The following is a 23,294-nucleotide window of genomic DNA, read 5'->3' on the forward strand; positions in this document are numbered from 1 at the left end:
AATAATAACCATAGCCTTTTTCTTTTAAAAAAAGTACTATGAAACAAACACTACATACTATTCTATTCTTTTTTTGCGCATTAACACTTTCTGCGCAAACTCAAACGGATGTTAGTTTTGATATATCTCCTTCAACATTTGAAGAAAATGAAGAAATAACAATAACAATATCAAATTTAGACGCAAGTATTTGGGGGAGTACAAATGGTGAAGACATTTATCTATGGGCTTGGTATTTTGACACTAATGGCAACCAAGTTGGTGATGCTCCAAACAATGGTTCATGGTCAGATTCAAATGAATCACAAAAGTTCACAAACAACGGAGACGGTACGTACACATTAACATTAACACCTACAACCTTTTTTAACGACACTGGAATTGGTCAAATTGGAATGTTAATAAAAAGTAATGATGGCTCACAGCAATCTCAAGATGAACTATACTATGTAGGCGTTGTTACAGTAATAATTAGTAACCCTACATCTGAAACAGTTATTATTGAATCTGGTGGAAACATATCTATCAATGCTTACATGCAATCTGGTGGAAGTACAGAGGTTGGAAACTTTGAGGTTTTTCTAAACAATAACTCCGTAGCTACAGGAACAGGGTTTCCTAACTTTGGAACAACCATAAACAATATTACTGAATCAGGTACTATCAGGGTTGTTGGAACACCTTTTGGTACTTCAGAATCTGGTGAAGCTACTTTTGAAGTTGCTATAGCCTCATTAACACTTGAAACATTACCTGCTGGTCTTGTTGATGGGATTAATTATAATGAAACAGATCCTTCAAAAGCGACCCTAGTAGTCAATGCACCAAATAAAGACTTTGTATATGTCGCTGGTAGTTTTAACAACTGGGATCCTTATGACTCTTATCTAATGAAAAAAGACCCTTCAAGTTCAAAATTTTGGCTTGAACTAACAAACTTAACACCTGGTGAAGCTTATACATATCAATACTGGTTATATGATAACAACCCTGTAAATGGCTCTCCAAATGAAGTTAAAACAGCTGATCCTTTTTCTACATTAGTTTTATCTCCTGATGACGATCCTTGGATTCCTTCATCTTCATATCCAAACTTACCAAGCTATCCTTTAGGACAAAAAAGAGAGGTTACAGTTTTAGAAACTGGTCAATCAGAATATAACTGGCAAGTAACAAACTTTGAAAAACCTAAAAAAGAAGATTTAATTATCTACGAAGCTTTAATTAGAGATTTTGATGAAGATAGAAACTTTCAAGATTTAATAGATAGAATAGATTACTTCAAAGACCTTAATGTTAATGCCATACAACTAATGCCCGTAATGGAGTTTGAAGGTAATGAAAGCTGGGGATACAACACCTCTTTTCATATGGCTTTAGACAAGTTTTATGGAACAAAAGATAAATTTAAAGAACTTATTGATGTATGTCACCAAAATGGAATTGCTGTAATTCTTGACATTGCATTAAATCATGCTTTTGGTCGTAATCCAATGGTACGCATGTGGATGGATGATCCTGATGGTGATGGTTGGGGCGGACCAAGTAGTGAAAACCCATATTTTAACCAAACAGCAAGACACAGCTATAATGTTGGTAATGATTTCAATCATCAACAACCTATGACTCAATATTACGTTCAGCGAGTTGTTCAACACTGGATAGAAGAGTTTAATATTGATGGATTCCGTTGGGATTTAACAAAAGGATTTACTCAAAACTGTTCTGGAAGTGATGAAGGCTGTACAAATTCATACCAACAAGACCGTGTTGATATTTTAAAATCTTATGCTGATTATAGTTGGAGTTTAGACGAAACACACTATGTGATTTTTGAACATTTAGGTACTGATGCTGAAGAGCAAGAGTGGGCAAACTACAGAATTAATGATGCTGTAAGTAAAGGTATTATGATGTGGGGAATTATGAACCACGATTATAACGAACTTACTATGGGTTATCCAGCAAACATAAACAGAATGGGGCACAACTCAAGAGGATTTAATGCACCAAGACTTGTTGGTTATGCCGAAAGCCATGATGAAGAACGTTTAATGTATAAAAACTTACTATACGGTAATAGCTCTGGAAGCTATGATGTTACTAACCTAGAAACAGCCTTACAACGCATGTCTGCTTTAGGTGCCGTGACACTAACTATTCCTGGGCCTAAAATGATTTGGCATTTTGGTGAGTTAGGAATGGAAAACTCTATTTTCACCTGTAATGATGGAAGCGTAAATGATTCAAGCGGTACAGATGGAGATTGTAAATTAGACACAAAACCTCAACCTCAGTGGGTAAACAATTGGACTCAAGATGCTGACAGAAGTCAGATTTACAACGATTGGGCTAGACTTAATGATTTAAAAATTAATGAAGCTGTTTTTGAAGGAAACTACACTATAAACTCTGGTAATTTAACACCTCGTATTTATATCTGGAATGATGCTTTACCATCAACTGAATTAAAAAACGTTGTTATTTTAGCAAATTTTGATGTATCGGCACAAAATATTACACCAGATTTTCCTTACACCGGAACATGGTATGACTTAATGGATGAAACAGGAAACACATCAATTAATGTTTCTAACACAAGTACTGCCATAAACATTCCTGCTGGATCGTTTAGAATTTACGGTAATGCATCTTCTACTCTATCTACAGAAAATTTCACTAATATCTCAACACTAACAATTTATCCAAACCCAACATCAAATACTTTTAAAGCAAATAGAGCTTTAGATAGAGTTTCAATATTTGATACTACCGGTAAATTAGTTTTTAGTGAAACTGGTCGTTTTGAAAAAAATCATGAATTCAATGTATCAAACCTGACTCAAGGATTATACATCGTAAAATTAAGTGAGAATAATAATGCAACTACTAGAAAACTGATTATTAACTAAACCAACAATCATGAAAAAGCTTTTTATCATAGTTTGTTGTTTTGCTTCATTAGCACATTACGGGCAAGTAACAATTCAATATCCCCAAAGAGCTACGAACAATACTGCTTTTTTTAATAACAATGGAGGTAACCTTGATAAAAACATATATATCATAAAAACTCAAAACAACTCAGGAGCAATTAAAACCACTAAACTTGTGAAAATCTAATAAATTTAACGATACTTAATTTTTTCTTGAGTATAAAGAAGGTTTAACCACACTGTTAAACCTTTTTTTGTTTGACATATAAACTTTACACTAAAAATAAAGCATAAAAAAACCTCTCAAAATGAGAGGTTTTTTTCTTATTGTGCGGGCGGAGAGACTCGAACTCTCACACCTCGCGGCACTAGATCCTAAGTCTAGCGTGTCTACCAATTCCACCACGCCCGCAATAAGGTGTGCAAATATAAAAATTTGTTTTAATATACAAACGCTTATTTTTATAAAAATCTTTCTTCTTTTCGTATTTTTGATTCAAACGCAAAAAATAACTTATGAAAAACATACAATCTTATGTGCAAGAACATAAGGATCGCTTTTTAAACGAGCTTATAGAACTCCTTAAAATACCGTCAATTAGCGCTGATTCTGCTTACAAGAATGACGTTTTAAAAACAGCTGAAGCTGTTAAAAACCAATTAGAAAAAGCTGGTTGTGATTCTGTAGAAATTTGTCAAACAAAAGGCTATCCTATTGTTTTTGGAGAAAAAATCATTGATAAAAACTTACCAACAGTTCTAGTTTATGGTCATTATGATGTGCAACCACCTGATCCGTTAAACTTATGGAACTCTCCACCTTTTGAACCTGTTATAAAAGAAACTGAATTGCATCCTGAAGGTGCTATTTTTGCTCGTGGCGCATGTGATGACAAAGGTCAAATGTATATGCATGTAAAAGCAATGGAGTTTATGACTTCTACAAATCAGTTGCCTTGTAATGTAAAATTCATGATAGAAGGTGAAGAAGAAGTTGGTAGTGAAAGCCTTGCTGATTTTGTAAAGGAAAATCGTGAGAAACTAAAAAATGATGTCATTTTAATTTCAGACACAGGCATGATAGCAAAAGATGTTCCTTCTATTACTACCGGTTTAAGAGGCTTAAGTTATGTTGAAGTTGAAGTAACAGGCCCAAATCGTGATTTACATTCAGGTTTATACGGAGGCGCTGTAGCAAATCCTATAAATGTATTAACTAAAATGATTGCATCTCTTCATGATGAGAACAACCATATTACAATTCCTGGGTTTTATGATAAGGTTGAAGAATTATCAACAGAAGAACGCGCTGAAATGGCAAAAGCACCTTTCAGTTTAGAAAACTATAAAAAGGCATTAGACATTAATGCGGTTTACGGTGAAGCAGGTTACTCTACAAATGAACGCAACTCCATTCGTCCTACACTTGATGTTAATGGTATTTGGGGCGGCTATATCGGAGAAGGTGCAAAAACTGTCATTGCAAGTAAAGCTTATGCAAAAATTTCTATGCGATTGGTACCTAATCAAGACTGGAAAGAGATTACGCAGCTTTTTAAAACACATTTTGAAAGTATTGCTCCTGATGGTGTTACCGTAAAAGTAAATCCGCATCATGGAGGACAAGGCTATGTAACTCCAATTGACAGCGTTGGTTATCAAGCCGCTAGCAAAGCGTATGCTGACACTTTTGGAAAAACACCAATTCCTCAACGAAGCGGTGGCAGTATTCCAATTGTATCATTATTTGAACAAGAATTAAAAAGTAAAACAATTTTAATGGGCTTTGGTCTAGATAGCGATGCTATTCATTCACCAAATGAACATTTTGGTGTTTGGAACTATTTAAAGGGCATTGAAACCATACCGCTGTTCTACAAATATTTTACAGAACTACACAATTAAATGATAACCCGAAACGTTTTTAGGTAAACCAACCTAAAAACTCATTTTTATAAATGATATTATCATTAGAACCCAAAGCAAATTGGAGTACAATGGCTAAAATTGTATTCCGATTTGCTTTTTGTTATTTTACTCTTTACATACTACTATCGTTTACTAGTTCATTATTTCAAACTCCCATTCGTTGGGTTGGTGATGTGTTTTTAAATATTGATTATAAATATGATGTAAGTGGTTATGGAAGCGGAGACAATACTTTCTCATATGTTTCTTTATTTACTAATTTTTTACTTTCTATAATTCTAACACTTATCTGGAGTATCATTGATAGAAAACGAGCATCTTATAACGCTTTATTATACTGGTTTACAGTTTTAATTCGCATTTACATTATTTACTTTATGCTTGTTTATGGATTTATTAAAGTATTTAAGTCACAATTTCCGTATCCTTCACTCACAAGAATGCTTCAACCTTTAGGCGAATTTTCTCCAATGGGATTAGCCTGGACTTATATGGGGTATTCTAATGGATTTAATATTTTCACAGGCACACTTGAGGTTGTAGCTGGATTGCTATTAATACCTAGGCGCACACAAAGTCTTGGAGCTCTAATGGTTGCTGGAGTTATGACTCATGTTGCTGTGATGAACTTTATGTTTGATATCCCTGTAAAGATTTTTTCGGTTCACCTTGTTTTAATGGCTATATTTATTTTTAGCACAGATATAAAACGTATACTTAATGTATTCTTTTTAAATAAACCAACAAAAAGCTATACCCACTATCGGCCTACCAAAGAGCCTTTTTATAATGTGCTAACCACCTGGCTTAAAGTTTCTTTTTTACTTTTAGTACTTGCTTTAATTGTTCCTAGAGGATTTTCAAGTCAAAAAAAATGGGGAGATCAAAGAGCCAAACCTCATCTTTACGGAATTTGGGAATCATCCTATTTTATAAAAAACAATGACACGCTACCACCACTTACAACAGATTCTAATCGTTGGCGATATTTAATTATAGATTATAAAGATCGAGCTTCTGTAAAGCTGATGACCGATGATGTTTTGTATTATGAATTTATTGTAGATTCTACATCGAAAAAAATTAGCATGTACAAACGCAATGCAGATACACTTTATTATAACTTTAACTTCAAACATCCAAACAGTCATTATTTAGAACTTAACGGTGTATTAGACAATGACTCTCTGAATATTATTTTTAATAAAATTGACCACGAATCCTTTCTTTTAAATAGCCGCGGCTTTAATTGGATAAACGAAATGCCTTACAATAGATAATGTTTTTTTGCTCTACATTTGTAGAATATAAATATTTATTCTACATTTGTAGAACAAACTCTAACATTGTAGAAATATGCAATTATCAAATTCGGAAGAAGAACTAATGAATCATTTATGGAAACTTGAAAAAGCTTTCATGAAAGATTTACTAGATGCTTATCCAGAGCCTAAACCTGCAACCACTACAGTTGCAACCCTATTAAAACGTATGAACGACAAAGGATTTATTGCTTATAAGCTCTATGGAAAATCTCGCGAATACTATCCGTTAGTTAAAAAGAAAGAGTATTTCTCTAAACATGTAAACGGACTTATAAAACAGTTTTTTAATGATAGTGCTTCGCAATTTGCATCGTTTTTCACCAAAGAAACCAATTTATCCAAAACCGAACTTGAAGCGTTGAAAAAACTGATAGATAACGAAATAAAAAACAAATAGTTATGATAAGCTATCTCTTAAAATTTAGTGCTTGTTTGGCAGTTTTTATGCTGTTCTATAAATTCTTTTTAGAAAAAGAGAGCTTTCACAAATTCAAACGTGGCTACTTATTGGTTATTTTAATGATATCAGCTATTATTCCTCTGATTACATTTATAACCTATGTTGAAATAGCTTCAATAGAAATTCCCGCTTACAATTCTGAAATAGCAACACCACCTTATGTTCCTGAACATATGCTTGAAGGACTTGCTGAATTTTGGTCTATAATTTTGTGGAGTATTTACCTTATTGGTGTTTTAGTTTTTACTATACGCTTCGGTATGAACTTAAGCAATATTCTCAAACGTATTAAACACAATCCAAAATTTAAAAACCATTCGGTTATTCATGTATTGTTAAACGATTTGGTACATCCGCACACTTTTTTAAACTATATATTTTTAAACAAATCTAAATATGAAGCACATGAAATACCTAAAGAAGTACTACTTCACGAAGAAATCCATGCAAAACAAAAGCATGCTTTAGACATCTTGTTTATTGAAATATTACAGATCCTTTTTTGGTTTAATCCGCTAATCTATTTCATTAAAAAAGATATCAAACTTAATCATGAGTTTTTAGCCGACCAAGCTGTTTTAAACCATGGCTTTGAGCTTAAAAATTATCAAAATACGTTATTGGCATTCTCATCAAATGCTACAGAACCTCAATTGGCAAATGCCATAAATTATTCATCAATCAAAAAACGATTTACAGTTATGAAAACACACACATCAAAACACATTATTTGGGTTAGAAGTTTAGTGCTTCTACCTTTATTAGCTACACTTATTTATAGTTTTAGCGGACGAGAGGAAGTGATAAAAGAAACACCTCAAATATTATTACCACAAGAAAAAAATAAAAACGAAATCAACGTTGTTGATTCTGTGAAAAAAGAACTTGAAAATGTAAATTCTTTAGAAGTAGACTATAAAAACAAACAACAAAAAGGCGCTTCCAAAGAACAAATTGCTGAATACAATAAATTAGCAAAGCATATCAATTTGCAAAATAAGGACAATCCAATTATTAAGATAAAGGATTTGGAACGCTTAAAATATTTATATAATTTAATGACAGAAGAACAACGAAAATCGGCCGAGCCATTTCCAAATATCCCTTCACCTCCAGCGCCTCCAGCACCTGAAGCTGTTAGTGAAAAAGACAAAGCAGGTAAAGCACATACTTACAAATACACTAATAAAAACGGAAGAAAAATAAAAGTTAAAGCAGAAAAAAAAGACACTAAAACTCCGCCGCCACCGCCGCCACCTGTTCCTGAAAATGCTACAAAAGAACAAAAAGAAAAATATCAAAAAATAAGTGAGGAATATTATAAAAAGTACAAAGTTGAAAATGGTAAAGTAAGTGAACGAGAGCCTTTACCGCCTGCACCTCCAGCACCTAAAACATCTGCACCTAAACCTCCTAAAGCACCGGAAGTAATAGAGGTCGTTGAAAAGCAGAACATACCGTCACCATCATCAACAAAATCTGCTTTTGAATTTGTACAAAGTTTAAAAAATGATGATATCACTTATTATTACAATAAGAAAAAAGTGTCTTATGACGAGATTTTAAAAATCGTTAAAAAAGAACCAAATATCAATATCTCTACCAACATTAAAAACAATAAAGGAACTGTTAAGTTTTGGTCAGTTAAATAGCTTATAAAACATATGTCTAAAAAAAGCCTCGAGAATTCGAGGCTTTTTTTGTAACAATTCACAGCTTTTTACGTTCTAATAGTCTATCAATCAAAAAACAATCAATCATGTTAAAACAATTTTTCATTCTGTGTTCAGGAGCAGACACTAACATATTAAATAGCTGCTCAAATGGAGAACAAAATAAATATGCTGGTGTTGGCGCAACAGTTTTCTTTACAGCTGTTATGGCATTTATAGCTGCAAGCTACGCGCTTTATACGGTTTTTGATAACCTTTACACGTCAATATTTTTTGGATTAATTTGGGGCTTACTTATTTTCAATCTTGACAGATTTATTGTCTCAACCATAAAAAAACGTGGACATATAATTGATGAACTTATACAAGCATTACCTAGAATTTTGCTCGCTGTTATTATTGCCGTAGTTATATCAAAACCATTAGAACTCAAGATTTTTGAAAAAGAAATTAATCAAGTATTACTTGAGCAAAAAAATGAATTAACCCTAGCCAATAAAAATCAAATTGGCGAACAATTCACCCCTGAAATTTCAGCTTTAGAAAATGATATTATAGCTTTTCAAAATCAAATCATTAATAAAGAAGCTGAAGTTAACGCATTATATAACACTTATATTTCTGAAGCCGAAGGAACTGCCGGATCAAAACTATTAGGAAAAGGACCAGTTTATAAAGAAAAACGCGAAAAACACGATGCAGCCCTAGCTGACCTTAACCAACTTAAAGAAACTAATACATCAAAAATACAAGAGGCAGAATCGCAAATTGCACTATTAAAAAACAATTATGAATCTCAAATAGCAGCTACACAACCTATTATTAATAATTTTGATGGTTTAATGTCTCGTATTAATGCCTTGAACAGCTTGCCTTGGCTGCCATCATTTTTTATTTTCCTTCTATTTTTAGCTATTGAAACCTCGCCTATTTTTGCCAAGCTATTAGCTTCACAAGGTGAATATGATTACATGTTAGAAGATGCTGAAACCACTACAAAAACCTGGGTAAATCAAAAAGTTAATGAGCGAAAAATGCTGCTAGAAACAGATATGAATCTAAACAATAGAATTTATACTGACATTGCTGAAGAGGATGAACTTTACAACTACAAACGCAAAAAAGCTAGAGAATTAATGCAATTACAAGCAGATGCATTTTTTCAACATCAAAAAAAGGGACTTTAATTATTTTGTTAGTACATTTAAGAAGTAAAAAAGCCAACATAATGAAAAAATTTCACCTTATAGTTTTGTTTATAATATCAACAGCTACTTTTTCACAAAGTAAGTTTCAGAAAGATGAAGCGGCTATTAGAAATGTTTTAAACTCGCAAATAAAAGCCTGGAACAATCATGATTTAGAAACCTTTATGCAAGGCTACTGGAAAAATGATTCTTTGAAATTTTATAGCGGTAATAATGTTAAAAAAGGCTGGCAAAAAACACTAGATAATTATAAAAAGGGATACCCTACTAAAGACCATACAGGAGAATTAAAATTTACTATAAAATCTATATCTCCTATAGAAGAAAACTCTTACTACGTTATGGGACAATATCATTTAAAACGCTCTGTTGGTAATGCTGAAGGAACATTTTTAATTGTTTTCAAAAAAATAGATGGTCATTGGAAAATAATTGCCGACATGTCAACCTAATTAAGCTGCTTCAACCGATTTAAAATGCTCATAAAGATCTTTACAGCCTAAACCTATAATTGAAAAACTTTTATTGTTTTGCAATGCGCTGTTGTGAAGTTTTGCAAAAGCCATAACACCAAACCTATCAATACTTTCTATTCCCTCTATATTGATGGTAATTTTTGCTTGCTTTTCAAAAGCTCTTTCTAATTCTTGTTGAAAAAACGCAACAGAATGCCTATTTAAGATTCCTTTTACTTTAAAAAAATCTTGATTGTTGGTAATTGTAAGGTTCATAATAACATTTGTTTAATCTCTTAATACATCATGCTATTAATCAATTTATAAGGTATGTAAATATAATGCCTTAATTCTTTATAAAACAAACTGTTCGATAAAAAACCAGAGTATTAGTTTAATGAAGTAACCTTACTTGTTTTTAGGATAAACGGTAAAAATTAATGAAAGAAAAATCTTAAAAAACTATAATTTTTTGACATACTCGGTAACAATAACAATTTGTTGTCCGTCAACTTTTCCTTCAATATAAGTAGCGTTTTCATGATCTAAACGAATGTTACGAACGGCTGTTCCTTGTTTAGCTACCATACTTGAGCCTTTTACTTTAAGATCTTTAATAAGCACTACAGAATCACCATGTTCTAATATTACACCATTAGAGTCTCTATGAATAATCTTTTCGCTGTCGTCTTTATGCTCGCCTGTTTCTTTTGCAAATGCCATTGTTTCGTCATCTAGATACATCATATCTAGTAAGTCTTGTGGCCAACCTTCTTTACGAAGTCTTTGTAACATTCTCCAAGCCATTACTTGTACTGCTTTGTGTTCGCTCCACATGCTATCGTTTAAACAACGCCAGTGGTTAGCATCCATATCTTCATTACCTTCAATTTGATTAAAACAGGTTTCGCATGCAAGAATACTTGTATCTACAGTTTCATTTAATGCTGGCGGAATATTGTATTGTTTTAAACCTGTTTTTGAACCACAAAGTTCACAGCTGGTATTGCTTCTTTCTTGTAATGTATGTAAAACGCTCATGTTATAGAATATTATTTTGCAATAATAGAGTTAATTAAAGCTTTAAACAACACCTAACCTAGATAGATTTAAAATTAAATTAAAAAAGTTAAAACAATTTTAACATTAAAAATTTGTGAGATACCAATTGCAAAAATAGTTTTGTGCGCTATATGAAAAAGGCTTACATAAAATACCTACTTCTTATAGTTACTTTTTTAGGGATTGGTGCTCAACTACAAGCAAACACATCCTTAAAAAACATAAGCCATTTTCAAGAAAATAGTAGTTTACAACAAAAACATATTTCTTCGCACTCTTCAAAAGGCAGTATAGAATTTGAAAAAATAATAGCTGAAGAAATAGAAAATGAAGAAGTTAAAAACTACAAAGACACAGCAAACAAAGAGACCTTAAGCTACACAAGCAGTTACAGCTTCTTTTTATGTGTATTAATTTTTTCTGAATTTCTTAATAAAAGAAAAAATCAAACAACCTATTACAATAGGATTATTAATCGTAATCTCTGTAAGAAATATATCCAATTCGAAGTTTTTAGGATATAAACCTTTTCCTGCAAGCAAGCTTTAACACAAACTTGTTTCTCTTCTCAACAAACAATTAAAACAACGCTGCTATTACCTAACTAGCAGCAATCACTTATTACTATCTAAATAAAATTCATTTTACTATGAAAAAAATTCCTATTTGTTTAGGGCTATTTGCTATGGTATTTAGCACAAGCTGCAATACACATAAGCAAGAAAAACATGAAGAAAGAACCTTTGTGGTTACAAACCCGGTTTATAAAGACACATCCATAACTAAAGAATATGTATCCCAAATACATGCTATTAGGCACATAGAACTTCGAGCAATGGAAAAAGGGTATTTACAAAACATTTCTATAGACGAAGGACAAACAGTAAAAAAAGGGCAAGCATTATTTCAAATTATGCCCAATATTTACCAAGCCGAATTACAAAAAGCAAAAGCAGAAAGCGATGCTGCATCTATAGAATATCAAAACACCAAACTACTTGCTGACAATGATGTTGTTTCTCAAAATGAGTTAGCACTATCTAAAGCCAATTACGACAAAGCAAAAGCTGAAGTTTCTCAAGCTAGCACACATTTAAGTTTTACAAGCATAAAAGCTCCTTTTATGGGTATTGTAGATCATTTACATGTAAGAGAAGGCAGCATGCTAGACGAAGGTGAATTGCTAACAACCTTATCAGACAACAGTAAAATGTGGGTCTATTTTAATGTTCCTGAAGCTGAATATTTAGATTACATGATGAATACCAAAAAAAATGAAAAAGAAGAAGTCTCTCTACTTCTGGCAAACAACAAGGTATTTAATCAAAAAGGTATTGTAGAAACCATTGAAGGCGAATTTAATAACGAAACAGGAAACATTGCCTTCAGAGCAACATTCCCTAATCCTGACAGCATTTTAAGACATGGTGAAACCGGAAGCGTACTTATGACTATCCCGTTAAAACATGCGCTTCTTGTTCCTCAAAAATCCACGTTTGAAATATTAGACAAACGCTATGTATTTGTAATTGATAACAATAACATTGTTAGACAAAAAGAAATAACCGTTGGTGCAGAGCTTCCGCATTTATTTGTGGTTGAAAATGGCCTTAATGAAAATGACAAAATTCTTTTAGATGGCATAAGACTGGTTAAAGACAGTCAAAAAATAAAATACGAATTAGAACGTCCGGATGAAGTACTATCACATCTAGATATGTATGCCGAGTAACCTTTAAAAAAATCATAAACTCATGTTTAAGAAATTTATTAAAAGACCGGTTTTGGCTATTGTCATATCGGTAATTATTGTTTTTACAGGGTTATTAGCAATAAAACAATTACCTATTTCGCAGTTTCCTCAAATTGCACCTACTACAGTAAATATTTTTATCGCATATCCAGGTTCTAGTGCAGATGTATTAGTAAAATCAACATTAATTCCTTTAGAAACAGCCATAAATGGCGTACAAGGTATGCGCTACATTGCTTCAGATGCAACAAGTGCTGGAGAAGGTACACTGCGTGTTATTTTTGAACCAGGCACAGATCCTAACGATGCTGTTGTTAGAGTAAAAACCCGCGTAGATCAAGTTATGCCCTTACTTCCTGAACTTGTTCAGCGAGAAGGTGTTGTTATTACTCCTGTACAACCTAGTATGCTTATGTATGTAAACTTGTTTAGTAAAAACAAAAACAACGATGAGAAGTTTTTATACAACTACGCATACACAAGAATAGTTCCTGAAATTCAACGTATCAACGGAATTGCAAGTGCAAAAATATTAGGAAGCCGTAAGTTTGCTATTAGAGTTTGGTTAAAACCAGACAGAATGCGTGCTTATAATATTTCTGCCGAAGAAGTTTTAGAAGCGATGGAAGATCAAAGTATTCTAGCTAGACCTGGAAGAATTGGCCGTAGTTCTGGAAAAAAATCTCAAGCACTAGAGTATGTACTTACATACAGAGACAGATACAGTGAACCTGATGAATATAAAGACATTATAATTCGTGCTAATGCTGAAGGAGAAACAATCTCTCTTGGAGATGTTGCAGATGTTGAATTAGGAAGTGAGTTTTTTGACATCTATTCTAATCTAGATGGAAATCCATCAGCATCCATAGTACTTAAACAAACGTTTGGAAGTAATGGTAGCGATGTAATAAAAGATGTAAAAGCAAAACTAAACGAACTAAAACAAGACCTTCCTCCAGGCGTAGATTACAAAATAAGTTATGATGTATCAAACTTTCTAGACGCATCAATAGAGCAAGTAATTCATACACTTCGAGACGCATTTATTTTAGTAGCTATTGTTGTATTTTTATTTTTAGGAGATTGGCGATCAACGCTTATCCCGATTATTGCAGTTCCTGTTTCGCTTATTGGAGCTTTCTTTATTATGCAAATATTTGGATTATCTATAAACCTAATCACATTATTTGCTCTTGTTTTAGCTATTGGTATTGTGGTAGATAATGCTATTGTTGTTGTAGAAGCAGTACATGTTAAAATGGAAGAAGAAAACCTGTCTCCCTACAAAGCCTCAACAGAAGTTCTTGGAGAAATTGGTGGAGCCATTATAGCTATTACATTAGTTATGGTTTCTGTATTTATTCCTATTTCGTTTATGTCAGGTCCTGTTGGAGTTTTTTATAGACAATTCTCTATTACTATGGCTGGATCAATTATAATTTCAGCTATTGTTGCTCTTACATTAACACCTGTGCTTTGTGCTATGTTACTAAAAAACAACCATGGTAAAGCAAGAAAAAAAACACCTATAAATAGATTTATAGATTGGTTTAATAATGGTTTTGAAAAACTAACTGGTCGCTACACTGGTTTCCTAAAACACATTGTTAGCAGAAGAGTTGTTACTTTCGGAATATTAATTGCCTTTTGCGTTGGTATTGTTATTACCAATAAAGTACTTCCTGCTGGCTTTATACCTAGTGAAGACCAAGGTATGATATATGCTATTATACAAACGCCTCCTGGAGCAACTCTAGAACGCACAAATGAAGTAGCACATAAGCTTCAAAAACTTTGTGAAGAAATGGAAGGAGTAGAATCTGTCTCATCTCTTGCGGGTTACGAAATCATGACAGAAGGTAGAGGTTCTAACGCAGGCACATGCTTAATCAACTTAAAACCTTGGTCTAAAAGAGAGCATTCTGTTCATGAAATCATGGAAGAACTAGAAGAAGAATCAAAAGATTTAGGTGCTGTAATTGAATTTTTTGAACCACCAGCTGTACCAGGTTTTGGATCTTCAGGAGGATTTGCCTTACGTCTTCTAGATAAAACTAACGGCACTGACTACCATGAATTTGAAAGAATAAACAATGCCTTTCTAGATGAACTAGGAAAACGCAAAGAGTTAAGCGGCTTATTTACATTCTTTGCTGCTAACTATCCGCAATATGAATTAATAATCAACAATAAAGCTGCTATGCAAAAAGGCGTTTCAATAGGTAAAGCTATGGAAAACCTCAACATTCTTATTGGTAGTACTTACGAGCAAGGCTTTATTAAATTTGGAAGATTCTTCAAAGTTTACACACAGGCAGCTCCTGAATACAGAAGCTTACCTTCAGATTTAGAAAAATTATATGTAAAAAACGAAGAAGGAGAAATGGTTCCATATTCAGCTTTTATGAAAATGGAAAAACGTTTAGGTCCAAATGAAATTACACGCTACAACCTCTATAATTCTGCTGCAATTCGCGGACTTCCTGCTGCTGGGTACACAAGTGCTGATGCTATTAATGCAATTAGAGAAGTTGCCAAAGAAAAGCTTCCTAGAGGTTATGATATAGCTTGGGAAGGATTATCTTATGATGAAGCCAACCGAGGCAATGATGCCATTGTTATTTTTGGTATCGTACTTATTTTTGTTTACCTAGTTTTAGCGGCACAATACGAAAGCTTTTTACTACCATTTGCCGTATTGTTATCTCTTCCTGTTGGTGTTTTTGGCTCATTTTTACTTTTAAAACTCATGGGCTTATCAAATGATGTTTACGCACAAATTGGCGTTATAATGCTTGTAGGCTTACTTGGTAAAAATGCTGTGCTAATTGTAGAGTTTGCTGTGCAAAAAAACAGGCAAGGCTCAACAATTCTAGAAGCAGCCATTGAAGGAGCCAAAATGCGTTTTAGACCAATTCTTATGACATCCTTTGCTTTTATAGCCGGTTTAATCCCTCTTGTTTTAGCCTCTGGAGCTGGTGCTATTGGAAATAGAACAATAGGAGGTTCTGCATTAGGTGGTATGCTTATAGGAACTCTATTTGGTGTTATCATAATTCCTGGCTTATACTATATGTTTGGAAAAATGGCAGATGGTCGCAGTTTAATTAAAGATCAAGAGCACGAACCTGTATCTGAAGAATTTATTAGATATAGTGAAGGAGAAAATGGTATAAGACACAAACTTAAAACCATAAACAAACAATTGAAAAAATTAATGAAACGCAAAGAAAATGAATAAGCACATTAAGTCTAATATATATAAAATTGGTATCATCACTGCTATAGCAACACTGCTGTTTTATAGCTGTGTACCAGTGAAGAACATTCGTGAAGAAAACACATCACTTCCTGAAAGTTATCAAAACGCAGTTTCTACAGACACTTTAAACTCTGCCAATATAGATTGGAAATCATTTTTTAATGATGCGCATTTAGATTCGCTAATAAATATTGCTTTAGCAAACAACCAAGAGTTAAACATAGCGCTTCAACAAGTAGCAATTGCTAAAAACGAAATAAAAGTAAGAAAAGGAGAATACTTACCATTTGTTGGTCTTCAAGCTGCTGGCGAAGTAGAAAAAGTAGGACGCTATACCAGTCAAGGCGCAAACGATGCTAATACTGACATAAAGCCTGGAGAAGAATTCCCTGAACCTTTACCTAATTATAATATTGGTCTATCAGCTTCATGGGAAATAGATGTTTGGAAAAAACTTCGTAACTCTAAAAAAGCAGCAGTTATGGAGTATTTATCTACCGTAGAAGGCAAAAACTTTATGATAACCAATCTTATTTCTGAAATTGCAGACTCTTATTACGAGCTTCAAGCATTAGATAACAAACTGATTATTATAGAGCAAAATTTAGAGCTTCAAAATTCTGGATTAAAAACTATTAAGCTACAAAAACAAGCTGCCAGAGCCACAGAACTTGGTGTACAGCGTTTAGAAGCTGAAGTTTTTAAAAATAAAAGCGAACTTTTTTCAGTAAAGCAAGAAATTGTTGAAACTGAAAATAAAATCAACTTTTTAATAGGTAGAACACCACAAAAAATAGCGCGCGATTCTAATGGCTTTATTGAGCAAAAAATTGATACTATTTTTACTGGTATTCCCTCTCAACTTTTACTAAACAGACCTGATATAAGGCAAGCTGAATATGAGCTAGCAGCTGCCAAATTAAACACAAAAGTAGCTAGAGCTAATTTTTACCCTGCTTTTACTATCAGAGCTGGTATAGGTTTTGAAGCATTCAATACAAAATATCTTACTTCAACTCCAGAATCTTTAATGTATTCTGTAGTTAGTGACATGGTTGCGCCATTGATAAATCGTAATGCTATAAAAGCAGAATACAATACTGCAAACGATAGGCAGTTACAAGTTGTTTTGGAATATGAAAAAACTATTTTACAGGCATATGTTGACGTTGCTAATGAGTTATCAAACATAAGCAATCTAAAAAACAGCTATAATCTAAAAGCGCAGCAAGTTGATGCACTTACTAGATCTATTGATATTACTAATAAACTTTTTAAATCTGCAAGAGCGGACTATATGGAAGTTTTATTGACTCAAAGAGACGCTTTAGAGTCTAAAATGGAACTTGTAGAAATTAAAAAAGATCAATTACTTGCTAGAGTTTCTATGTATCGTCATCTTGGTGGTGGTTGGAAGTAGAAACAGTAAGTTGTTTTAGTGTTAGAAAAAGAGACTGTTTTTGCAAACAGTCTCTTTTTTTATAATAACGTTTCTCGTATTTTTTTTGGTAATGACTTTACAATTAAATCATATGAGTGGTCTATCAACGTTTTTATAAGCTGTGCTTCTATCTCTCCTTTATACAATTTAACCGTGTTCCAATGTTTTTTACTCATATGGTAACCTGGCTCAACACTTTCATACATAGCTCGTAACTCTAAAGCATAGTCAGGATCACACTTTAAATTAATGGCTTGCTCTTCTTGCTCCCAACTCTTTAAAGAAGTTAATAAAAACATTTTACCACCTACTTTAAATACCAAAACATCTTCATCAAAAGGAAAATGCTCGGTTACACCTTTTTTAGATTGACAATATGTGTATAATTGTTCAATATTCATATTAAATCATTATTCTAAAATTTGATATAAAACAGGCTTACTAGGTGAGGCATCATTCTCAAAAGGTGCTATTTGAATATTTAAAAAGTACGTACCATCTAAAACGCTATTTGGCACAAAAATAAACTCGGTAATGGTAGCATCTAATCGCGGTCTTCCTGCAGTATTCCAAAAGGCATGATGCGCTAGAAGTTTCCCTTCGTCTTTTTCTTTGTCTACGCTTGGTAAATCTATTAGTAAGTGTTTTACACCTTTTTCTCTTAAATAAATTGCAGCTTCTTCTAGTAAATATGTTGGGTTTGTATTAGAATATTGTTTTGATGTTTTATCAGTCATATTTGGGATAGTACGAATTACAAGAGCTTCTCGTTTTTTGTTACCTAATGCAAATTGTACTTGCTTTTTAGAAATTACAAAATCGTCATTCAATTTTTCTGGCGCGACCGTTATAACTTCAGCTAAAAAGAAAAATTGTTTTAAATTTTGATTTATAGAGTGTACTTTTTTTGTAATGTGACCTACACATTCGGTGTGAGTACCATGTGCATGCGGATTAAAAAAAATGTTATTAAAATTTACACTAGAACCTTGTGCCACGCTACCAACCCAATCTTCATCTTTTACAGGCTCAATTTTTGGTGCATCTTGATACCAAGCATTTACATTGCTTTCTGAAGCTTGTAAGGGGATAGATATATCTAGTGGTTTTTTTAAATCTATTTTATATTTTTTTGAATTGGTCTCTATAGTTGCTTTCACTAATTGTTTTTTTAAAATTATATTAATAGAAATACGTTACTATTTGCCTTAACAAGACATGATAAAACGTGTATCAAAGATACTAAATCATGAATAGCTCTGAAGCGATTCCATCTACTAAAAACTTCCCTTTTGATGTTGTTTTCAGCACCGATTGGTGGTTTTCTTTTTCTACAACCAGTAACGTTTTAGACAAAAATATTTCTGCCTCTTTTAAAATAAAATTTTTATAGACTGTTCCAAAATCATTTTCAATTTTATCAAGAGAAACACCCCAAATGGTTCGCAAACCAGTCATTACATATTCGTTATATTGATCTGTTACTGATAATACTTCTGAAGTTTCTGGTAATTCTCCTTGAGATATTGCTTGTATGTATTTTGTGTTATTTGCAACGTTCCAACTTCTTGTTTTTCCTAAAAAAGAATGAGCTGAAGGCCCAATACCTAAATACGGTTTTCCTTGCCAATAACTTGTATTGTGTTTTGAAAAGAAATGCGGTTTACCAAAATTAGAAATCTCATAATGAACAAAGCCTTGTTTTTTAGTTTCTGCAACCAAATGATTAAAATGTGATTGTGCTAAAGCTTCATTTACTGGCGGATAGGTTCCTTTTTTTATAAAACTATCTAACGCTGTTTTTGGTTCTACTGTTAATGCATAACTAGAAATATGATTGATGCCAAATTGAAATGCAATATCAAGATTCTGCTGCCACTTTTCTAGGCTCATATTTGGTATGCCGTAAATCAAATCGATTGTAATGTTATCAAAATAGCGGGTTGCTTTTTCTAAACAAGCTTGAGCTTCTGATGCATTATGAGCGCGATTCATCGCTTTTAAATCGTCTTCAAAAAAAGATTGAATCCCGATAGACAACCTGTTTATTGGTGATGCTGCGAGTTCTTTAATTTTAGCATCTGTTAAATCATCAGGGTTTGCTTCTAATGTAATTTCTGGATTTTCAGCTACTTCAAAATTTTTGTAAACAGCTTTTATAATAGCTTGTATTTCTTCATCAGATAATAAACTAGGTGTTCCGCCACCAAAATAAATGGTAGAAACTATAACGTTATCAAACGCTTTTTTACGTAATTCTAACTCGGTTATTAATGCTTGAATTAACGTTTCTTTCTTTTTTAAAGATGTAGAAAAATGAAAATCGCAATAATGACACGCTTGTTTACAAAACGGGATATGAATATAAATTCCTGACAACTAAAAGTGAATAGTTTTTTTTAAAATTAATTTATGCCTTATAGAAAACAAAAATAAGCCTTTACGATTTTTTAACTCTGTCTTCATTTTGTTTTACAAAACTTGCCCATCCAGAATAACTCTTACCTACTTCTATTCTGCCTTGGTTATAAAAGTGACAAACAGCAGCAGCTAATCCATCTGTAGCATCTAGGTTTTTAGGTAACGTTTTTAAACCTAATAAGCTTTGTAACATTTTTGCTACTTGCTCTTTACTGGCATTTCCACTACCTGTTATAGCCATTTTTATTTTTTTTGGAGAATATTCAGTCACAGGCACTTCTCGAGACAAACCTGCTGCCATTGCAACACCTTGCGCGCGTCCAAGCTTAAGCATACTTTGTACGTTTTTTCCAAAAAATGGCGCTTCAATAGCTATTTCATCTGGATGATGTGTATCTATAAGTTCTATGGTGCGCTCAAAAATGAGTTTTAGTTTTAAATAATGATCGCTATGCTTTTTTAAATCTAACTCATTGAGTTGTAAAAAAGACATAGTTTTTCCCACTACTTTTATCAGTCCAAAACCCATAATTGTAGTTCCGGGATCAATACCTAAAATTATTTTTTCTTTACTCATTAATCACAATAATAGCAACCACTCAAAGATATAGATATTCCTATAGTTGCTGTCAATAAATTTCCATTAAAAGAACCATAACCATCAATTACAGGGTCAAAATCTTTTGAGAATCCATAAATATAAGACGCATCAAAATACACTGAAAGTAATTGCGTAATACCATAATGTACTTCTACGCCAGCCATTGCATTAAAAAAAGACGTCTTATTGCTTCCGTAGGTTGCTAATGGTTTCACAAATGAAAACCCTGGACCTGCATGACCAACAACACCCATGTTTTCTGGTAAAAACATAAGCAATCTTGACGCATCATAAACAGCTTGGGCATTTACTCTTGAGTAATTCAATTTAAAATATGGAGAGCTACCATCGTTAGTAATTCTATTAAAACCATAATCTAATTTTACTCCAAATTGTGGTTTTAGCATGTGCTGTAAGCCTAAATTTACAATAGGCAAATTGATGCTTTTTCCTTCAAAATTGGTTACAAAACCTGATTGCGACGGACTGTTTATACCAAGAGCTAATTGTGCTTTCCACTTGCTAGTTTCACGTTGAGAAAACCCAGAAAAACCAAAAATAAAACATGCTAAACAAGCAATGACAAGTTTATAATTTATAAATGATGAGTTCATATAACTTTATTGTTTTAATTTGTGCTCTTAAATAATCTACGCATTAGATGTTTGGAGCACTACCTTACAAAACTAAACAATTCTTTTTTGTACTTATTAAATTAAGTATTGTTGTTGGTGCTTTTTATTTTATTTATCAAAAGCTTACATCAAACGAACAATTAGACTTTATTGTTTTTTGGCGTTTTTTGAAGGAAAACAACGTGTTTTCATTAAAAAACATCTATTTTTTGATTAGTTTAAGCTTTTTTAATTGGTTTTTTGAAATATTAAAATGGAAACATCTTGTTTCTTTCTTCAAGAAAATTTCTTTTAAAACGGCTACAAAACAAACTTTAGGCTCACTAACAGCATCTATTTTCACTCCTAACAGAATAGGTGAATACGGCGCAAAAGCATTGTTTTACAAACCGGAACACAGAAAAAAAATAGTCGCTCTAAATGTATTAGGAAACAGTATGCAAATGCTTATTACTATTATATTAGGCTGCATAGGTTTGTACTTTTTTGTTTTAAAATACCCGATGGATATTAACTATTATAAGGTTGTAAGGTTTGCTGGTATTTTACTTATAATAGCGTTTGCAACTGCTTTTGGACTTTCTAAAAAAAATGTTTCTATAAAAGGTGTTAGCGTGAAGCGTATAATAGATTTTTTCAAGAAAATTTCATCACGTTTTTATGCTACAAACTTTTCACTATCTGTAATTCGCTATCTTATTTTTTCTTATCAATTTTTTATACTTCTACAAATATTTGGCATTGATGTTTCTTATTTCAACGCCATGACCGTTATTACATCTATGTACTTATTATCTTCTATAATTCCTTCTATTTTTATTTTTGATGTTGTTATAAAAGGAAGTGTTGCTTTATACTTATTTTCAATTGTTGGTATAAATGCATTTACTATTTTAAGTATTATTACGCTTATGTGGATTTTAAATTTTGTTATACCAAGTGTTATAGGTAGTTATTACGTTATGGTTTTTAATCAATCTAAAGATCAGTTATGATAGTAAGCGTTATTTTTATTAGCATTACGATACTATACCTACTTGTTATAGGCAGATTTATATACGGTTTTGATAAAGTACCTGCTGTTAACCTTGAAGATATACCTGCTAAAACAAAATTTTCGGTTATCGTTCCTTTTAGAAATGAAGCTACAGATTTACCTAAATTGCTAGCATCTATATCTCAACTTAACTACCCGAGTCATTTAACAGCGTTTATTTTTATTGATGATGATTCTAGTGACGCTTCTGTGAGTATTATTCAAGAATACGGTAAAACTCATAAGTTACCTATTACCATTTTAAAAAATAAGCGGAGTTCAAACTCGCCTAAAAAAGATGCTATTACTACGGCTATTAACCATGTAAAGACCGAGTGGATTATTACTACTGATGCTGATTGCGAACTACCTCAATATTGGCTTGACACTTATGATAGTTTTATACAAAACAACCCGCAGAAACAGATGATAGTTGCTCCTGTAAGTTATAATAGTTCATCACGTATTTTAGACAGATTTCAAACGTTAGATTTTTTTAGCTTAATTGGCACAACCATAGGAGCATTTGGCATTAAAAAACCTTTTTTATGTAATGGTGCCAATTTAGGCTACACAAAAACACTTTTTAATGGTGTAAATGGATTTGAGAACAATAACAATATTGCAAGTGGAGATGATATTTTTTTATTACAAAAAGCTATAAAGAAAAATCCAAAAACTGTTTCTTACCTTAAATCTGATAGGGTTGTTGTGAAAACAACGCCTGAAAAAAATCTAAAAAACCTAATATCTCAACGTATTCGTTGGGCATCAAAAACCACGAGCTACTCGAGTATGTATGCCACATTTATTGGCGTTGCTGTGTTACTTATGAATATGCTATTACTAGCATCTATGGTTTTGGGAATTACAGGAGTTTTGAAGCCTCAATTTATCGGTTATATTATTATAATAAAAAGTGGTATTGACTTTTTATTACTTTTTAAAACGGCACGTTTTTTAAATCAAGAACATCTTCTTTCTTCATATTTATTTAGCGCTGTGTTTTATCCGTTTTTCTGTATCTATATTGCTGTTTTATCTACGTTTAGAGGCTACAAATGGAAAGACAGATCATTTAACAAATAATCTTA

Annotated in this window: 21 protein-coding genes and 1 tRNA gene; 14 read left to right on the top strand and 8 right to left on the bottom strand. The window is 32.5% G+C overall.

Annotated elements, in window-relative coordinates; genetic code table 11:
• Positions 1 to 38: 38 nt before the first annotated feature.
• Positions 39 to 2,912, top strand: a complete 2,874-nt coding sequence (locus tag ABD690_RS01405; RefSeq protein WP_344726287.1) for an alpha-amylase family glycosyl hydrolase — start codon at positions 39 to 41, stop codon at positions 2,910 to 2,912.
• A gap of 10 nt (positions 2,913 to 2,922) precedes the next feature.
• A complete protein-coding gene (locus ABD690_RS01410) occupies positions 2,923 to 3,123 on the top strand; it encodes a hypothetical protein (RefSeq protein ID WP_344726289.1) in 201 nt (66 codons plus the stop codon).
• A gap of 143 nt (positions 3,124 to 3,266) precedes the next feature.
• On the opposite strand, the gene ABD690_RS01415 is transcribed toward ABD690_RS01410, so the two are convergent.
• Positions 3,267 to 3,348, bottom strand: a tRNA-Leu gene (locus ABD690_RS01415).
• A gap of 104 nt (positions 3,349 to 3,452) precedes the next feature.
• On the opposite strand from ABD690_RS01415, the gene ABD690_RS01420 reads away from it, so the two are divergent.
• From ABD690_RS01420 to ABD690_RS01445, 6 genes are all read left to right on the top strand, one after another.
• Complete coding sequence (locus ABD690_RS01420; RefSeq protein ID WP_344726291.1) at positions 3,453 to 4,841, top strand: dipeptidase; 1,389 nt, start codon at positions 3,453 to 3,455, stop codon at positions 4,839 to 4,841.
• Between the two features lie 53 nt (positions 4,842 to 4,894).
• Positions 4,895 to 6,145 carry a DoxX family protein gene (locus ABD690_RS01425; protein WP_344726293.1) on the top strand — a complete coding sequence of 417 codons (1,251 nt, stop codon included), beginning with the start codon at positions 4,895 to 4,897 and terminating at the stop codon, positions 6,143 to 6,145.
• A gap of 76 nt (positions 6,146 to 6,221) precedes the next feature.
• Complete coding sequence (locus ABD690_RS01430) at positions 6,222 to 6,587, top strand: BlaI/MecI/CopY family transcriptional regulator (RefSeq protein WP_344726295.1); 366 nt, start codon at positions 6,222 to 6,224, stop codon at positions 6,585 to 6,587.
• Positions 6,588 to 6,589: 2 nt separating this feature from the next.
• Complete coding sequence (locus tag ABD690_RS01435; protein WP_344726297.1) at positions 6,590 to 8,302, top strand: M56 family metallopeptidase; 1,713 nt, start codon at positions 6,590 to 6,592, stop codon at positions 8,300 to 8,302.
• A 107-nt stretch (positions 8,303 to 8,409) separates the two neighbouring features.
• Positions 8,410 to 9,510, top strand: a complete 1,101-nt coding sequence (locus ABD690_RS01440) for a DUF4407 domain-containing protein (protein ID WP_344726299.1) — start codon at positions 8,410 to 8,412, stop codon at positions 9,508 to 9,510.
• Positions 9,511 to 9,551: 41 nt separating this feature from the next.
• Positions 9,552 to 9,983, top strand: a complete 432-nt coding sequence (locus ABD690_RS01445; RefSeq protein ID WP_344726301.1) for a YybH family protein — start codon at positions 9,552 to 9,554, stop codon at positions 9,981 to 9,983.
• Here the strand turns inward: ABD690_RS01445 and ABD690_RS01450 are convergent, their stop codons facing one another.
• Entirely contained in the window at positions 9,984 to 10,262 is a 279-nt protein-coding gene (locus tag ABD690_RS01450; protein WP_344726303.1) for an STAS domain-containing protein, read from the bottom strand. It lies immediately after the preceding gene.
• A 186-nt stretch (positions 10,263 to 10,448) separates the two neighbouring features.
• Entirely contained in the window at positions 10,449 to 11,027 is a 579-nt protein-coding gene (locus ABD690_RS01455; protein WP_134198541.1) for a PhnA domain-containing protein, read from the bottom strand.
• A 152-nt stretch (positions 11,028 to 11,179) separates the two neighbouring features.
• On the opposite strand from ABD690_RS01455, the gene ABD690_RS01460 reads away from it, so the two are divergent.
• The 4 genes from ABD690_RS01460 (at position 11,180) to ABD690_RS01475 (ending at position 17,486) form a co-directional block, all read left to right on the top strand.
• The gene (locus tag ABD690_RS01460) at positions 11,180 to 11,572 is read left to right on the top strand and encodes a hypothetical protein (RefSeq protein ID WP_344726307.1); all 393 of its coding nucleotides are present in this window, start codon (positions 11,180 to 11,182) and stop codon (positions 11,570 to 11,572) included.
• A 125-nt stretch (positions 11,573 to 11,697) separates the two neighbouring features.
• Positions 11,698 to 12,780, top strand: coding sequence for an efflux RND transporter periplasmic adaptor subunit (locus ABD690_RS01465; RefSeq protein ID WP_344726308.1), 1,083 nt, complete (start codon positions 11,698 to 11,700; stop codon positions 12,778 to 12,780).
• 22 nt (positions 12,781 to 12,802) lie between these two features.
• Positions 12,803 to 16,045: an efflux RND transporter permease subunit gene (locus tag ABD690_RS01470; RefSeq protein WP_344726310.1), complete on the top strand. Its 3,243-nt coding sequence runs from the start codon at positions 12,803 to 12,805 to the stop codon at positions 16,043 to 16,045.
• Positions 16,038 to 17,486 (top strand): TolC family protein, encoded by a 1,449-nt coding sequence (locus ABD690_RS01475; protein ID WP_344726312.1) that lies wholly within the window; start codon positions 16,038 to 16,040, stop codon positions 17,484 to 17,486. Before ABD690_RS01470 ends, ABD690_RS01475 begins: the two co-directional genes overlap by 8 nt.
• Positions 17,487 to 17,545: 59 nt before the next feature.
• On the opposite strand, the gene ABD690_RS01480 is transcribed toward ABD690_RS01475, so the two are convergent.
• The 5 genes from ABD690_RS01480 to ABD690_RS01500 all read right to left on the bottom strand — a co-directional run bounded on the left by ABD690_RS01480 (position 17,546) and on the right by ABD690_RS01500 (position 21,143).
• On the bottom strand, positions 17,546 to 17,908 hold the full coding sequence (locus ABD690_RS01480; protein WP_344726314.1) for an MmcQ/YjbR family DNA-binding protein: 363 nt from the start codon (positions 17,906 to 17,908) through the stop codon (positions 17,546 to 17,548).
• Positions 17,909 to 17,917: 9 nt separating this feature from the next.
• Positions 17,918 to 18,667 (bottom strand): cyclase family protein, encoded by a 750-nt coding sequence (locus tag ABD690_RS01485; RefSeq protein WP_344726316.1) that lies wholly within the window; start codon positions 18,665 to 18,667, stop codon positions 17,918 to 17,920.
• An 82-nt stretch (positions 18,668 to 18,749) separates the two neighbouring features.
• Complete coding sequence (gene hemW, locus ABD690_RS01490) at positions 18,750 to 19,886, bottom strand: radical SAM family heme chaperone HemW (RefSeq protein ID WP_344726318.1); 1,137 nt, start codon at positions 19,884 to 19,886, stop codon at positions 18,750 to 18,752.
• A gap of 61 nt (positions 19,887 to 19,947) precedes the next feature.
• Positions 19,948 to 20,505, bottom strand: coding sequence for a crossover junction endodeoxyribonuclease RuvC (gene ruvC, locus ABD690_RS01495; RefSeq protein ID WP_344726320.1), 558 nt, complete (start codon positions 20,503 to 20,505; stop codon positions 19,948 to 19,950).
• Positions 20,505 to 21,143 (bottom strand): outer membrane beta-barrel protein, encoded by a 639-nt coding sequence (locus tag ABD690_RS01500; RefSeq protein ID WP_344726322.1) that lies wholly within the window; start codon positions 21,141 to 21,143, stop codon positions 20,505 to 20,507. Before ABD690_RS01500 ends, ruvC begins: the two co-directional genes overlap by 1 nt.
• Positions 21,144 to 21,190: 47 nt before the next feature.
• Here ABD690_RS01500 and ABD690_RS01505 point away from each other — a divergent pair, with 47 nt between their 5' ends.
• Both ABD690_RS01505 and ABD690_RS01510 read left to right on the top strand, forming a co-directional pair.
• On the top strand, positions 21,191 to 22,159 hold the full coding sequence (locus ABD690_RS01505) for a lysylphosphatidylglycerol synthase domain-containing protein (RefSeq protein ID WP_344726324.1): 969 nt from the start codon (positions 21,191 to 21,193) through the stop codon (positions 22,157 to 22,159).
• The gene (locus tag ABD690_RS01510; protein ID WP_344726326.1) at positions 22,156 to 23,289 is read left to right on the top strand and encodes a glycosyltransferase; all 1,134 of its coding nucleotides are present in this window, start codon (positions 22,156 to 22,158) and stop codon (positions 23,287 to 23,289) included. Before ABD690_RS01505 ends, ABD690_RS01510 begins: the two co-directional genes overlap by 4 nt.
• Positions 23,290 to 23,294: the final 5 nt, after the last annotated feature.

It is taken from the genome of Corallibacter vietnamensis (assembly GCF_039537875.1).
In the GTDB taxonomy this organism is placed as follows: domain Bacteria; phylum Bacteroidota; class Bacteroidia; order Flavobacteriales; family Flavobacteriaceae; genus Corallibacter; species Corallibacter vietnamensis.

Coding starts and splice junctions, on each gene's coding strand:
- ABD690_RS01430 (WP_344726295.1), top strand. CDS start 6,222: ATGCAATTATCAAATTCGGAAGAAGAACTAATGAATCATTTATGGAAA.
- ABD690_RS01410 (WP_344726289.1), top strand. CDS start 2,923: ATGAAAAAGCTTTTTATCATAGTTTGTTGTTTTGCTTCATTAGCACAT.
- ABD690_RS01455 (WP_134198541.1), bottom strand. CDS start 11,027: ATGAGCGTTTTACATACATTACAAGAAAGAAGCAATACCAGCTGTGAA.
- ABD690_RS01475 (WP_344726312.1), top strand. CDS start 16,038: ATGAATAAGCACATTAAGTCTAATATATATAAAATTGGTATCATCACT.
- ABD690_RS01500 (WP_344726322.1), bottom strand. CDS start 21,143: ATGAACTCATCATTTATAAATTATAAACTTGTCATTGCTTGTTTAGCA.
- ABD690_RS01460 (WP_344726307.1), top strand. CDS start 11,180: ATGAAAAAGGCTTACATAAAATACCTACTTCTTATAGTTACTTTTTTA.
- ABD690_RS01445 (WP_344726301.1), top strand. CDS start 9,552: ATGAAAAAATTTCACCTTATAGTTTTGTTTATAATATCAACAGCTACT.
- ABD690_RS01420 (WP_344726291.1), top strand. CDS start 3,453: ATGAAAAACATACAATCTTATGTGCAAGAACATAAGGATCGCTTTTTA.
- ABD690_RS01505 (WP_344726324.1), top strand. CDS start 21,191: ATGTTTGGAGCACTACCTTACAAAACTAAACAATTCTTTTTTGTACTT.
- ABD690_RS01435 (WP_344726297.1), top strand. CDS start 6,590: ATGATAAGCTATCTCTTAAAATTTAGTGCTTGTTTGGCAGTTTTTATG.
- ABD690_RS01440 (WP_344726299.1), top strand. CDS start 8,410: ATGTTAAAACAATTTTTCATTCTGTGTTCAGGAGCAGACACTAACATA.
- ABD690_RS01425 (WP_344726293.1), top strand. CDS start 4,895: ATGATATTATCATTAGAACCCAAAGCAAATTGGAGTACAATGGCTAAA.
- ABD690_RS01470 (WP_344726310.1), top strand. CDS start 12,803: ATGTTTAAGAAATTTATTAAAAGACCGGTTTTGGCTATTGTCATATCG.
- ABD690_RS01480 (WP_344726314.1), bottom strand. CDS start 17,908: ATGAATATTGAACAATTATACACATATTGTCAATCTAAAAAAGGTGTA.
- ABD690_RS01510 (WP_344726326.1), top strand. CDS start 22,156: ATGATAGTAAGCGTTATTTTTATTAGCATTACGATACTATACCTACTT.
- ABD690_RS01450 (WP_344726303.1), bottom strand. CDS start 10,262: ATGAACCTTACAATTACCAACAATCAAGATTTTTTTAAAGTAAAAGGA.
- ABD690_RS01405 (WP_344726287.1), top strand. CDS start 39: ATGAAACAAACACTACATACTATTCTATTCTTTTTTTGCGCATTAACA.
- ruvC (WP_344726320.1), bottom strand. CDS start 20,505: ATGAGTAAAGAAAAAATAATTTTAGGTATTGATCCCGGAACTACAATT.
- ABD690_RS01465 (WP_344726308.1), top strand. CDS start 11,698: ATGAAAAAAATTCCTATTTGTTTAGGGCTATTTGCTATGGTATTTAGC.